9 protein-coding genes are annotated in these 13,329 nt (G+C 62.4%); 5 read left to right on the top strand and 4 right to left on the bottom strand.

Annotated features, from left to right (window positions below):
• The first annotated feature begins 60 nt into the window (after positions 1 to 60).
• From P3T25_RS00620 to P3T25_RS00605, 4 genes are all read left to right on the top strand, one after another.
• On the top strand, positions 61 to 1,260 hold the full coding sequence (locus tag P3T25_RS00620; RefSeq protein WP_154566924.1) for an amidohydrolase family protein: 1,200 nt from the start codon (positions 61 to 63) through the stop codon (positions 1,258 to 1,260).
• Between the two features lie 31 nt (positions 1,261 to 1,291).
• Complete coding sequence (locus P3T25_RS00615) at positions 1,292 to 1,798, top strand: (2Fe-2S)-binding protein (protein ID WP_154566923.1); 507 nt, start codon at positions 1,292 to 1,294, stop codon at positions 1,796 to 1,798.
• Positions 1,795 to 5,406, top strand: a complete 3,612-nt coding sequence (locus P3T25_RS00610; protein ID WP_429357242.1) for a molybdopterin cofactor-binding domain-containing protein — start codon at positions 1,795 to 1,797, stop codon at positions 5,404 to 5,406. The genes P3T25_RS00615 and P3T25_RS00610 overlap by 4 nt, the downstream gene beginning before the upstream one ends.
• Before the next feature lie 131 nt (positions 5,407 to 5,537).
• Positions 5,538 to 6,746 (top strand): ABC transporter substrate-binding protein, encoded by a 1,209-nt coding sequence (locus tag P3T25_RS00605; protein ID WP_154566921.1) that lies wholly within the window; start codon positions 5,538 to 5,540, stop codon positions 6,744 to 6,746.
• A gap of 851 nt (positions 6,747 to 7,597) precedes the next feature.
• On the opposite strand, the gene P3T25_RS00600 is transcribed toward P3T25_RS00605, so the two are convergent.
• Positions 7,598 to 7,849 carry a hypothetical protein gene (locus P3T25_RS00600; RefSeq protein ID WP_154567441.1) on the bottom strand — a complete coding sequence of 84 codons (252 nt, stop codon included), beginning with the start codon at positions 7,847 to 7,849 and terminating at the stop codon, positions 7,598 to 7,600.
• A 183-nt stretch (positions 7,850 to 8,032) separates the two neighbouring features.
• Positions 8,033 to 9,361 (bottom strand): aspartate aminotransferase family protein, encoded by a 1,329-nt coding sequence (locus P3T25_RS00595; protein ID WP_154567438.1) that lies wholly within the window; start codon positions 9,359 to 9,361, stop codon positions 8,033 to 8,035.
• Between the two features lie 222 nt (positions 9,362 to 9,583).
• On the opposite strand from P3T25_RS00595, the gene P3T25_RS00590 reads away from it, so the two are divergent.
• Entirely contained in the window at positions 9,584 to 10,999 is a 1,416-nt protein-coding gene (locus tag P3T25_RS00590) for a PLP-dependent aminotransferase family protein (RefSeq protein ID WP_054040324.1), read from the top strand.
• 12 nt (positions 11,000 to 11,011) lie between these two features.
• Here P3T25_RS00590 and P3T25_RS00585 read toward each other — a convergent pair whose 3' ends face one another.
• Together P3T25_RS00585 and P3T25_RS00580 are read right to left on the bottom strand one after the other, a co-directional pair.
• On the bottom strand, positions 11,012 to 11,635 hold the full coding sequence (locus tag P3T25_RS00585) for a LysE family translocator (RefSeq protein ID WP_054040326.1): 624 nt from the start codon (positions 11,633 to 11,635) through the stop codon (positions 11,012 to 11,014).
• 124 nt (positions 11,636 to 11,759) lie between these two features.
• On the bottom strand, positions 11,760 to 13,316 hold the full coding sequence (locus tag P3T25_RS00580) for a DHA2 family efflux MFS transporter permease subunit (RefSeq protein WP_154567437.1): 1,557 nt from the start codon (positions 13,314 to 13,316) through the stop codon (positions 11,760 to 11,762).
• Between the last annotated feature and the right edge of the window lie 13 nt (positions 13,317 to 13,329).

Here is a 13,329-nt window from a genome sequence, read left to right as displayed (position 1 = left end):
GCATGCGTGCAGGTTGTGCACGCATGCGGCGCCGGGCAGTCGGTGCGAAAGGAGAAGCAGATGGCAGCAGAGACGTTGACAGGCTTGTCGGGAAAGGTCGCGATAACGAACATTGGTCTGCTGCTATCCGGCGATATCGACCAGCCGATTCTCGACGCGAACACGCTGGTGATCGACGACGGCGTGATCGTCGCGATCGGCCGCGAGAAAGATTGCGACCTCGAAGGTGCGCGGACCACCGTCGATTGTAAAGGCACCACGGTCGCCCCAGGCCTGATCGATTCGCACGTGCACCCGGTGTTCGGCGACTGGACACCGCGCCAGAATCAGATGGGCTGGATCGAATCGAATCTGAACGGCGGCGTGACGACGATGATTTCCGCCGGCGAAGTGCATTTACCTGGCCGTCCGAAAGACGTGGTTGGCGTAAAGGCGCTTGCCATTACCGCTCAACGCTCGTTCGAAGGGATGCGTGGCGCGGGTGTTGGTGGCGGCGTGAAAGTCATGGCGGGTGCGCCGGTGATCGAGAAAGGCATGGTCGAGGAGGACTTCAAGGAGCTCTCGGAAGCGGGTGTGAAGCTGCTCGGCGAAGTGGGCCTTGGCAGCGTGAAGGGCGGCGAGGAAGCGGCGCAGATGGTCGCCTGGGCTCGCAAATACGGCATTCAAAGCACGATTCACACCGGTGGCCCGTCGATTCCGGGCTCTGGCCTGATCGATCGAGACGTGGTGCTCGCCGCCGATGCGGACGTGATCGGCCACATCAATGGCGGCCATACGTCGCTGTCCTATCGGCACGTATGCGATCTGTGCGAGCAATCGAGCCGCGCGCTGGAGATCGTTCACAACGGCAACGAACGGATTGCGCTGCTCACCGCACGTCATGCGATCGAATTGAAGTGTCCGCATCGGATCATTCTCGGCACCGATAGTCCGGCGGGTTCCGGCGTGCAGCCACTCGGTATTCTGCGGATGATCGCGCTGATCTCCAGTCTCGCCGACGTCCCCGCGGAAATCGCCTTCTGCTTCGCGACAGGCAATACCGCCCGGCAACGCAATCTGCGGCAAGGGCTGATCGAAGTGGGCCGTCCCGCCGACCTCGTCTTCATGGACCGCGCGCAGCACACGGCCGCCGATACGCTGCTTGAGAGCGTGCAACTCGGCGATATCCCTGGTGTCGGCATGGTGATGATCGACGGCTTGATCCGCTGCCGGCGCAGCCGCAATACGCCACCGGCGACCGAAGTGCCGGTGGTGCTTTGAACGCGCACCGCACGGCGTGGCCGGCATTGTCATGAACGGCTCGGCGCCGCTTACGCTGAATGTCAACGGCGTGACGCATCTTGTCAACGCCAGCGTGGACACGCCCCTGCTTTACCTGCTGCGTAACGACCTCGCGCTAAACGGTCCGAAGTTCGGCTGCGGACTTGGCGAATGTGGTGCGTGTACGGTCCTGCTCGACGGCATGCCGACGCGTTCGTGCGTAACGACCGCGAAGGTTGCCTTGGGGCGTGAGATCACCACGCTCGAAGGACTGGGCACGCGTGTCGCACTGCATCCGGTGCAGCAGGCGTTTATCGAAGAACAGGCCGCGCAGTGCGGCTATTGCCTGAACGGCATGATCATGACCGCCAAAGCGTTACTCGATCGCGATCCGCATCCGAGCGTCGAGACGATCCGGCGGGAACTGTCGCGCAACCTCTGCCGGTGCGGCACGCATGTCGAGATCGTGCGCGCGGTGCAGCGCGCGGCCGAACTGCTCGCTGCGCAAACCTCCGCGCGTGAAGGAGTGCGCGCATGACAGGGCCGGATTTCAGCGTCGATCGACGTTCCGCGCCGCTGTCACGACGACAGCTCTATGACGCGCAGAGCGTGCTCATCATCACGCGGCCGCCGCAGGCGCCGGTGAAGCCTGCGATCGGTCAGCCGGGGTCGCGCTCGTCGTTCGTGCCGACCGAGGCGGACATGTTTCTCGTGGTGCGCGACGACGGCAGCGTCGTGGCGTTCAACGGTCACGTCGATCTTGGTACCGGCATTGGCACCGCGCTCGCGCAGATCGTTGCGGAAGAACTGGACGTGCCGTTGACGCGCGTGTCGGTCGTACTCGGCCACACCAGCGAGGCGCCGAATCAGGGGCCGACGATTGCAAGCGCGACGATCCAGATATCGGCGGTGCCACTCAGGCATGCAGCGGCACAAGCGCGTCAGTTCCTTCTGGCGGAAGCAGCCGCGCGCTTGAACGTCAGCACTGAGCAACTCGACGTGCGAGACGGTGTGATTTTCACGCGCGACGGTGGCACGGAAAAGAGCATTGGCTACGGCGAATTGATCACCGGTCGGCGCATCGAATTGGACCTTGCCGCCGATGCGCCTTTGAAATCGCCGGACGCATACAAGATCGTCGGTAAGAGCACACCGCGTGTCGATATTCCGGCGAAGGCGACCGGTGAGTTGAGTTTTGTGCATGACGTGCGTGTGCCTGGCATGCTGCACGGGCGCGTTGTCCGTCCACCCTATGCCGGTGTCGCGCAGGGCGACTTCATGGGCAACAGTCTGTTGCATGTCGATGAAGCGTCGGTCAGCGATTTGCCCGGAATCGTCAAGGTCGTGGTGATCCGCGATTTCGTCGGCATCGTGGCTGAGCGTGAAGAGGTCGCGCAGCAGGCGGTGAAGCGCTTGCATGTGCAGTGGAAAGCGGTAGAGGGTTTGCCTGCGCTCGAAACCAGCGAGGAAGTGGAAGCTGCGCTAAGAGCGAATCCGGCCATTCGGCGCGATCTGGTGATCGAAGGCGATGTCGACGCAGCACTCGCGCAAGACCCTGCCCGAACGCTGGAACGCACCTACGTATGGCCGTTTCAGATGCATGCGTCGATTGGACCGTCGTGCGCGGTGGCCGATTACCGGGATGCGAAGCTGAAAGTCTGGTCGGGCACGCAGAACCCTCATTCGTTACGTGCCGATCTCGCCTTGCTGATGGCACAGGATGAAGCGCACATCGAAATCGTGCGCATGGACGCGGCAGGTTGCTACGGCCGCAATTGTGCGGACGATGTCGCCGCCGACGCCGCGCTGCTATCGCGCGCAACCGGCAGTCCGGTGCGTGTACAACTATCGCGCGAAGACGAGCATGCATGGGAGCCCAAAGGCGCAGCGCAATTGATGGATGTGCGCGGCGCTTTGGATGCCGAAGGCGAGCTCGCGGCGTACGACTTCGCGACGCGCTATCCATCGAACGACGCCCCCACGTTGGCGTTGCTGCTCACTGGAACCATCTCCGCACAGCCGCAGGTCTTCGAAATGGGCGACCGCACGTCCGTGCCGCCATACGACTACCAGACCATGCGCATTGTCTGCGACGACACGCCGCCGATCGTGCGCGCGTCCTGGCTGCGGGGCGTGTCGGCGTTGCCGAACACCTTTGCGCATGAATCTTTTATCGACGAACTCGCTGCTGAGGCGGGCGTAGATCCAGTCGAGTTTCGTTTGAAGCATCTGACCGATCCGCGCGCGATCGATCTCGTGATGGCTGTGGCCGAGAAAGCTGGCTGGGAGCCTCGTAACGTCGCCTTGAAGGATGATCAGGAAGAGGGCGACATTGCGCGCGGTCGAGGCTTTGCCTACGCCCGCTACGTGCACAGCAAATTTCCCGGTTTCGGCGCGGCATGGTCTGCGTGGGTCGCTGACATCGAAGTCAATCGCAAGAGCGGCGAGCTCGCCGTGACGCGCGTGGTGGTGGGCCAGGACACCGGCACCATGGTGAATCCTGACGGCGTTCGTCATCAGATACACGGCAACGTGATTCAGGCGACCAGCCGTGCGCTGAAAGAACGCGTGACGTTCGGCGACAACGCGGTCACGAGCCAGGAATGGGGCGCGTATCCGATTCTGACGTTTCGCGAAGTGCCGGTGATCGACGTCGTGATGATGCCGCGCCACGGCGAGCCACCGATGGGCACAGGCGAATCGGCGTCGCTGCCTGGCGCCGCGGCGATCGCCAACGCGCTGTACGACGCGACAGGTGTGCGTTTTCGCAGACCACCGTTCACACCGGAGACGATTCGCGCCGCACTAGCCGATGCACAAGCGGAAGAAGCGGCGGCGCGCAAAAAGAAGCGCTGGCGGCTGGGTTTTCTCGGCGCAATTGCTGCGGGCGCTGCCGGCTGGCTAGGTGCATTGGCCTTGACGCCACAAGCCATTGCGCCGATTACGCCGCCGCTCGCGAGCGCATTTGCACCCGAACTGGTGGCACGCGGCAAACTGCTTGCGGCGCTGGGCAATTGCGCGGTTTGCCATACCGCGCACAACGGCGTGCCGAATGCCGGCGGCAAACCACTCGATACGCCATTCGGCACGATCTACAGCACCAACATCACGCCTGATGGACAGACGGGGATCGGCACATGGTCGCTCGACGCATTCGTGCGGGCGATGCGGCAAGGTATCAGCCGCGACGGCCATCATTTGTATCCCGCGTTCCCGTACACGTCGTTCAGGAACACGTCCGACGACGATCTGAAAGCGCTCTACGCGTACCTGATGGCGCAAACGCCGGTGCGCTCCAGGCCGCCGGAAACGAAGCTGGCCTTTCCATTCAGCGTGCGTCACTTGATGGCTGCATGGAACGGGCTCTTCCTCGGACACAATACGTTTACCGCCAGTGCGACGCAAAGTGCGCAATGGAATCGCGGGGCGTATCTCGTGAACGGCCTCGGCCATTGCAGCGCATGCCATACGCCGCGCAATGCATTCGGCGCCGAGAAAACCGGCGCCGCCTTCATGGGCGGCGGCGTGGCGGAAGGGTGGGAAGCGCCCGCGCTGTCGACGCTTTCCAACGCGCCCGTACCCTGGAGCGAAGACGAACTGTTCAGCTATCTGCGCTACGGTCATGCGCCGCTGCATGGCGTCGCGGCCGGGCCGATGGCGCCGGTCGTCAACGATCTGGCGGCGCTACCCGACAGCGATATTCGCGCGATGGCCACGTATCTGGCGTCTTTGAGTCCGCTGGAGCCCAATGCGGATCCTGTGGCGATGGCGCGTCAATACGAGCAGGCCAGCACGATTACGGGCACGGCAACAGGGCTTGGTGCACGTCTCTTCGACGGCGCGTGTGCAGCCTGTCATCACACTGGCAGTGGACCGCAATTGTTCGGTGCGCATCCGTCGCTGGCGCTTAACACGAATCTGCATAGCACGACGCCTGATAATCTGATTCGCGTGATTCTCGATGGTATCGGCTCGCCGGCACGGCCCGAACTCGGTACGATGCCGGCTTACCGCGACAGTTTCAACGACGCCCAGGTCGCCGAACTCGTGAGCTACCTGCGTCAGCAATTCGCCGGCGGCAAGCCGGCATGGCAGGACGTCACGGCGAGCGTCGCGAGAATTCGCGCGATGGCGCGGGCAGAGTGAAGTCGCCAAACGCATTGCAGCACCACTGGCAGCACAATTCGCAACACGGTTTGCCGAACGAATCGCCGAACGCTTCAACGCTTGATAAAAACGAACGCATTCCCGCAATCCTTTTGATAACGGAGAAAAGCATGACCACGCGCGCAGGATGGATCTCTCGCTTCACGGTTTCAACGGTTCTATCGCTCGCGGCCGTTGGCGCGAGTGCACAGCAGACCGTCAAGATCGGTGAAATCAACAGCTACAAGGCGCAGCCCGCCTTTCTCGGCCCTTACAAGAACGGCTGGAATCTCGCGCTCGAGCAGGTGAACGCGGCGGGTGGCGTACTCGGCAAACCGCTTGAAGTGGTGTCGCGCGACGACAACGGCAATCCGGGCGACACCATTCGCGTCGCGCAGGAGTTGATTGCACGCGAGCAGGTGCAATTGCTGTTCGGCGGATTCCTGTCGAACACGGGTCTCGCGTTGACCGACTTTGCGAAGCAGAAGAAGATTTTCTTCCTCGCGGCCGAGCCATTGACTGACAAGATCGTTTGGGCCGACGGCAATAAATACACATACCGTCTGCGTCCTTCGACGTATATGCAGGTGGCGATGCTGGTGCCGGAGGCGGTCAAGCTGAAGAAGAAGCGTTGGGCGCTTGTGTATCCGAACTACGAGTACGGGCAATCGGCGGTGGCGACGTTCAAGAAGCTGATGACGGCGGCGCAGCCGGACGTGGAGTTTGTCGCCGAGCAGGCGACGCCGCTGGGCAATGTCGATGCGGGCGCGGTGTCGCAGGCGATCGCCGACGCGAAGCCGGATGCGATTTTCAACGTGCTGTTTGGTGCCGATCTCGGCAAGTTTGTGCGCGAGGGCAATACGCGCGGGTTGTTCAAGGATCGCAGCGTGGTGTCGTTGTTGACGGGCGAGCCGGACTATCTCGACCCGTTGGGTGCGGAGGCGCCGACGGGGTGGATCGTGACGGGGTACCCGTGGTATTCGATTGATACGGCGGCGAACAAGAAGTTTGTCGATGCGTATCAGGCGAAGTATCACGATTATCCGCGACTGGGGTCGGTCGTGGGGTATTCGGCGTTGATGTCGATTGCGGCGGGGATCAAGAAGGCTGGTTCTACCGATCCGGATAAGTTGGCTGCTGCGTTCAAGGGGCTAGGGGTGGAGACGCCCTTCGGGCCGATTACTTATCGGGGGCAGGATAATCAGTCGACGATGGGGGCGTTTGTGGGGGTTACCGGTCTTAAGGACGGTAAGGGTGTGATGACTTCGTATCGTTACATCGATGGTGCGAGTGTGCAGCCTTCGGATGCGGAGGTTAAGAAGTTGCGGCCGGGGGAATAAGGTTTCGTTTTTTGCCTTTTGCGGCGGCATTGGCCGTGTTCTTAAGGCGTTGGCCTTTCCTTGATCTGGCTTTGGTGCCTTTCCTTGAATTGTTAGTGGTCTATTAGCGTTGCCCCTGTGCGGGGCGGCACCTACTTCTCTTTGCCGGCTGCAAAGAGAAGTAGGCAAGAGAAAGCAGCTCAAACCACTCCTGCTAAGCGGGTCCCGTGGTTTGCAACGGGTAGTGGTGCATCTGGAATCTGTGTTCGTGCCCGTGCATACGCCAGTGACAAGGGCGTCATACTTCCGGCGGCGCCGCGCGCGCCGAAGAGCAGTTCATAAAACCGATCGCTACGTTTTGGCGTTCACGCCTCGCCACGGGATGGTGGCCCGTGATTGCACCCCCACCACCGGGATTGTGATTGGAACCGCAACCGGGACTGTGATCGTGATCGGGACTGTGATTGCAGCGCACCGACATATCGTTTGAGGCGGGCTTCCCCGGAGAGTGCAGAGGCGCGTCGCCGAGGCGAAGCCGACGGCCCCCACGGCGCGGAACCGAAGCCGGTGGTTTCCCATGCAGACCCGTCCGCGACGCACGCAGTGCGGAGTGGGAGCTGATGAGTCCTTTGTCACTAACGCGGAATGTGCGAGAACACGGATTCCAGATGCACCACTACCCGTAGCAGACCACGGTACCCGCTTAGTAGTAGCGGTTTGAGCCGCTTTCTTTTGCCTACTTTTCTTTGCGGCATGCAAAGAAAAGTAGGTGCCGCCCCGCACAGGGGCAACGCTAATAGACCACTACCAATTCAAGGAAAGGCCAAAGCCCCAAGAACACGGCCAATGCCGCCGCGCAGGCAAAAAACCCCCTACTCCTCCGCATCATGCTCAATCACAAACCGCCGCAAATAAGCCAGCACAGCGGCTTCCACCGCCCGATGATCAGCGGTGCTTTTCGACCCTGCATTTTCCTCATCGCCAAACAACGAGGACGGCGCATTATGCACATCCACTTCCTGGCCTTCGCGGAATATACGAATCTCGTGAACGTCTTCAGCGTACTCGGCAACCCAATGCACGCCTTCGATATGCGCGCCTGCGCGAACGGTAGGTATCTTCATGGAAGTCTCCCGTCGGGCCGGACCACGGCGCCAACCCTTGCCATCACCATACGCCGTCCAGGCGGCAGGCGCGAGCATTGCAGGGCAATTTCCTGAGATTTCGCTGCGCCGCAACGAGCGCCCCCGACGTCTAACCATGCCGCCGATGGCGCCCGCGCGAATACCCGCATCTCTCCAGCAGTCTTACTGCACCGTCGCCAGCACGTCGCCCACCGTCTTGAAGATGTGCGCGATCTGCTCTTCGTCAATGATGAGCGGCGGCGAGAACGCGAGGATGTCACCGGTAAAGCGCAGCAGCACGCCCGCCTCGAAGCACTTCACGAACGCTTCGTAAGCACGCGCACCCGGAGCACCGTCGCGCGACTCGAGTTCAACGCCCGCGATCATGCCGAGGTTGCGAACGTCCTTCACATGCTTCGCGCCGCGCAGCGAGTGAGCGGCGGCTTCGAATTTCGGCGCCATCGTCGCCGCACGCTCGAACAGGCCTTCGCGGCGATATAGGTCGAGCGTCGCAACGGCGGCCGCGGCCGCGGCCGGGTGGGCCGAATACGTGTAGCCGTGGAACAGTTCGATCGCGCCCTGTGCGCCGCTGTTGACGATCGTGTCGTAGATCGTGCGGCTCGTGGCCACTGCGCCCATCGGGATCGCAGCGTTGTTGATTGCCTTGGCCATCGTGATCAGGTCCGGCGTCACGCCGAAGTATTCGCTCGCGGTCGCCTTGCCGACGCGGCCGAATGCGGTAATCACTTCGTCGAAAATCAGCAGGATGCCGTGCTTCGTGCAGATCTCACGCAGCTTCTGCAGATAGCCTTGCGGCGGAATCAGCACGCCCGTCGAGCCGGCCACCGGTTCGACAATCACGGCAGCGATCGTCGATGCATCGTGCAACGTGACGATGCGCTCGAGTTCGTCGGCGAGATGCGCGCCCCAGGCCGGCTGGCCCTTCGAAAACGCGTTGTGTTCGAGGTTATGCGTATGCGGCAAATGATCGACCGCCGGCAGCAGCGCGCCGGAGAACGTCTTGCGGTTCGGCGCGATGCCGCCGACCGAAATGCCGCCGAAGCCCACGCCGTGATAGCCGCGCTCGCGGCCGATCAGACGCGTGCGCTGACCTTCGCCGCGCGAACGGTGATACGCCAGCGCGATTTTCAGGGCGGTGTCGACCGATTCCGAGCCGGAGTTCGTGAAGAAGATGCGGTCGAGGCCGTCCGGCATCAGTTCGGCGACTTTCGTGGCCGCTTCGAACGCCAACGGGTGGCCCATCTGGAAGGTCGGCGCGAAGTCGAGCGTGGACAGTTGCTCGGTGATCGCGGCGACGATTTCGTCGCGGCCGTGGCCGGCGTTCACGCACCAGAGACCCGCGCAGCCGTCGAGCACTTCACGCCCGTCCGTGGTGCGGTAGTACATACCCTTGGCCGATTCCAGCAGGCGCGGCGCAGCCTTGAACTGGCGGTTGGCGGTGAAGGGCATCCAGAAAGACGACAGGTCGTCGATGACGGGGCGCGAAGTCATGGTTTTCTCCTCGAAGTGGTAGCGAAACTGTAGCGTCCGCGGTTTAATGGCGGCATAAACAGTTGACGCAGTGTGGTGCTAACTGTGTTGGTGGATTTGCGCTAACTGTGTCGATCGCGCGATGATGCCGCGGTGACTTAACTTGACGCTTTATCTGGCGTCTTCCGGGCCATCTTTCTGGCAACGCAGCCGGCCGTCGCGACCGGCCTTTCAGTCCGAACCATGATCGAACTACAACTTGAGCGCGACCGACGCGCCGCTCCCACGCTCGTCGAGCAGGTCGTACAGGGCTTCGCGCGCGCCATCGAGGCGCAGTCGCTGCGCGCCGGCGCGCTGTTGCCGTCGGTGCGGCAACTGGCGCAGAGCCACGAGCTGAGCACCTTCACGGTCACCGAGGCCTACAACCGGCTCGTGTCGATGGGTCTCGTGGTGGCGCGGCGCGGTTCCGGTTATCGGGTGGCGGCGCGCGCGCAGTCCGCGCGGGCGGCCCCGACCGACTGGCAGCCGCCGAGCCTGACCGCGACCTGGCTGCTGTCCGACGTGTTCGCCGACCATTCGGTGCCGATCAAGGCAGGCGGCGGCTGGCTGCCGAACGAGTGGATCAACGAGACGGGTTTGCAGCATGCGCTGCGTGCGATGAGCCGGGTACCGGCGGCGCGTCTCGGCGACTACGGGCATCCGTACGGCTTCGCGCCGCTGCGCGAGCGGATCGCCGAGCAACTCGACCGGCGCGGTTTGCCGGTGGACGTCTCCAACGTGCTGCTCACGCAGGGCGCGACGCAAGGGCTGGATCTGATCGTCCGCACGCTGCTGCGTGCGGGCGACGCCGTGATCGTCGAAGATCCCGGTTACTGCAATCTGCTGCAGATTCTCAAGCTAGCGGGGCTGGTGGTGCATGGGGTGCCGCGCACTCCGGCTGGCGTCGATACGGATGTGCTCGAAGCGCTGGTCGCGCAGCACAAGCCGAAGGCGATTTTCGTCAACACCACGCTGCAGAATCCGACCGGCGCGACCTTCGGCATGTCGGCGGCGTTCCGTCTATTGCAGATCGCCGAGCGTCAGCGCATGTGGGTGATCGAAGACGACGTCAGCCGCGAACTGGCGCCGTCCGGCGCGCCTTTGTTTGCCGCCATGGAAGGCTTGCAGCGCGTGCTCTACGTCGGCGGTTTTTCGAAGACGGTGACGCCGGGGCTGCGTTGCGGCTACGTGGTCGCCGAGCGGGCAGTCCTGCGCGAACTGGCACGCACGAAGATGGCGGTGGGATTGACCTCGTCGGAAGCGATCGAACGGATCGTCGACAAGGTGTTGCTCGAAGGGCGCTATGCGCGTCACGTCGAAGCCGTGAACGAGCGGCTCAAACTCGCGCATGCGACCGTCGAAGAGCGTCTCGATTCGCTCGGCCTGGAACTGTTTCACCGGCCGCGAGCCGGCCTGTTCCTGTGGGCTCGTCTGCCGATCGAAGCGGAGCGCGCGGGCGAGGTGGCGACGGCCGCGCTCCAGCACGGTATCTGGCTCGCACCTGGCTCCTATTTCCGTCCCGACGACGCCCCGAGCGCCTGGTTCCGTTTCAACGCCCCGTACTCGACCGACGACGCGTTGTGGCGCTTCATCGAGCGAGTCGGGCAGGGTGCGATCTAATCGGACTCGATCTTAAACGGACTGGCCGAGCAGCTTGAGCGCGATCGGATACAGCGAGAGCACCAGCAGCAGCGCCATGGCGACATTGAAGATGCGCAGCCGCTTCGGGTCCGACAGCACTTTGCGCATCGCGGTGCCGAAACCCGCCCACAGGCAGATGCACGGAAAGCCGATCACGTAGAAGATCACCGCCATTGCGATCGCGTTCACGCTGGCGCTCTCGCTGAGGTGAATCGTCGTGGCGGCGGTCAGCACCATCATCCACGCTTTCGGATTGACCCACTGGAACGCAATGGCTTCATGAAACTTCATGGGCCGGCGCTCGCCTTTCTTGACCTTCAGTTCGCCCGACGTGCCGATTTTCCACGCGAGGTACAGCAGGTACGCGACGCTTGCGACTTCGAGCACCGTGTACAGCACCGGGAAGTGCACGAAGGCTTCGCCCAGACCAATCCCCACCGACAGCATCAACAGCACGACCCCGGCGCTGATCCCCGAAAGATGCGGCAGCGTGCGGCGAAAGCCGAAGTTGACGCCGGAGGCCAGCAACATCGTGTTATTCGGACCGGGCGTGATCGTGGTGACGAGCGCGAACAGAATGCCGGCGGGCAGCGCGCTGAGACTGAGGTAGGACATGGACATGGGTGGCTCCGAGGTTGGTCATTGAGACCCTCGGAGCATTCTAGCGAACCACGCCGGTACAGTACCTATACGGTTTGTGGGATGGTGTCCGGTACGGACGACGGTACCGGACCGCCTTTCAATGCGCAGCCGCGGCCGCGTCGCTCGAACCGCCAGCCTTGCCTGGCTTCGTGATCCAGATGAGCGGAATGATGATGATCATGATGATCGCGGCTCCATAGAACACGTCATTCAGCCCCAACATGGCGGCCTGCGACTGCACCGTATGATCGAACAACGCATACGAAGCCTGCTGGCTCAGGCCAAGCGCCGAGTGGTAGGTGTTCATTTGCGCATTGAAAATCGGGTTAGTCGGACTCGACTGCTGTGTCAGGATTTCATGGTGCATGATCGTCCGGTTGTTCCATACGACGTTCGCCAGCGACGTACCAATACCACCAAAGAACACGCGTCCGAAGGTGGACAGCCCGGCCGCGGCCGGCACCTTTTCGGGCGGCTGTCCTGACAGGATGATCACGGTGAGCGGAGCAAAGAACAGCGCCATCGGAATACCCTGCAACAGGGTCGGCAGGATGATGTATCCTTCGCTGATGTCGGTATAGAAATACGTGCGCATGAAGTAGACAATCGCGAATCCGATAAACGCGAACGTGCCGATAATGCGCGCATCGGAACGCGGCAGAATCTTGCCCATGATGGGGGCGCCGATCACCGCGAAAATGCCCAGTGGCGCCGTAGCAAGCCCTGCGTCGACAGCCCGGTATCCCAGGTACTCCTGCATCCACTGCGGAAGCAGCACCAGCGTGCCGAAGAAGATGCCATACGCGACGGCAATCGAAACGGTGCCGCCGAGAAAGTTGCGCTGCTTGAACAGCGTCAGGTCGACGATCGGATTCTTTTCCGTCAGCTCCCAGATAATGAATGCCGCGAGACCGACCGCGGCAACGATAGCCAGCACGACGATCGTGCTCGACGAGAACCAGTCGAGATCCTTGCCCTTGTCCAACATCACCTGAAGCGACGCGACCCAAACAATGAGCAGCACCAGCCCGACAACGTCGATTGGCAGCTTTCTGGCCGGCGTATCGCGCTTGCGATAGAGAAGCCAGACCATCGCGGCGGCGAACAGCCCGACCGGGATGTTGATATAGAAGATCCACGACCAGCTATAACTGTCCGTTACCCAGCCGCCGAGCGACGGCCCGACAATCGGCCCGGTCACCACGATCATCGAGAACAGCGCGAGTGCCAGCGAGGATTTCGCCTTTGGCCACGAACTGAGCAGCAACGCCTGCGACATCGGGATGAGCGGCCCGGCAAAGGCTCCCTGCAGCGCACGCGCAAGCAACAGGATCGGCAACGTTGGCGCGATACCGCACAGCCAGGATGCGAACACGAACAACAATATCGAGCCGACGAACAGCCGGACCTGCCCCAGCCTCTGCGTCAGCCAGCCAGTCAACGGAATCGCGATTGCATTCGCAGCGGCAAAAACGGTGATGACCCACGTGCCTTCGTCGACCGATACGCCGAGGTTGCCGGAAATGGTTGGAATGGCGACGTTGGCGATCGATGAGTCAAGCACGGTCATGAAGCCCGCGAGACCAACGCTCAGGGAACCCAGAGCGAGTGTCGCCCCGGTCAGCGGCGGGTGATTGGGATGGTTGGTGTTCATGGTGATACGGCTG

Source organism: Paraburkholderia sp. GAS32 (assembly GCF_050434225.1).
Classification (GTDB): Bacteria; Pseudomonadota; Gammaproteobacteria; order Burkholderiales; family Burkholderiaceae; genus Paraburkholderia; species Paraburkholderia madseniana.
Note: the sequence above shows the minus strand (reverse complement) of the source record. Positions and strands in the feature narration are given on the sequence as shown.

Coding starts and splice junctions, on each gene's coding strand:
- P3T25_RS00620 (WP_154566924.1), top strand. CDS start 61: ATGGCAGCAGAGACGTTGACAGGCTTGTCGGGAAAGGTCGCGATAACG.
- P3T25_RS00615 (WP_154566923.1), top strand. CDS start 1,292: ATGAACGGCTCGGCGCCGCTTACGCTGAATGTCAACGGCGTGACGCAT.
- P3T25_RS00610 (WP_429357242.1), top strand. CDS start 1,795: ATGACAGGGCCGGATTTCAGCGTCGATCGACGTTCCGCGCCGCTGTCA.
- P3T25_RS00605 (WP_154566921.1), top strand. CDS start 5,538: ATGACCACGCGCGCAGGATGGATCTCTCGCTTCACGGTTTCAACGGTT.
- P3T25_RS00600 (WP_154567441.1), bottom strand. CDS start 7,849: ATGAAGATACCTACCGTTCGCGCAGGCGCGCATATCGAAGGCGTGCAT.
- P3T25_RS00595 (WP_154567438.1), bottom strand. CDS start 9,361: ATGACTTCGCGCCCCGTCATCGACGACCTGTCGTCTTTCTGGATGCCC.
- P3T25_RS00590 (WP_054040324.1), top strand. CDS start 9,584: ATGATCGAACTACAACTTGAGCGCGACCGACGCGCCGCTCCCACGCTC.
- P3T25_RS00585 (WP_054040326.1), bottom strand. CDS start 11,635: ATGTCCTACCTCAGTCTCAGCGCGCTGCCCGCCGGCATTCTGTTCGCG.
- P3T25_RS00580 (WP_154567437.1), bottom strand. CDS start 13,316: ATGAACACCAACCATCCCAATCACCCGCCGCTGACCGGGGCGACACTC.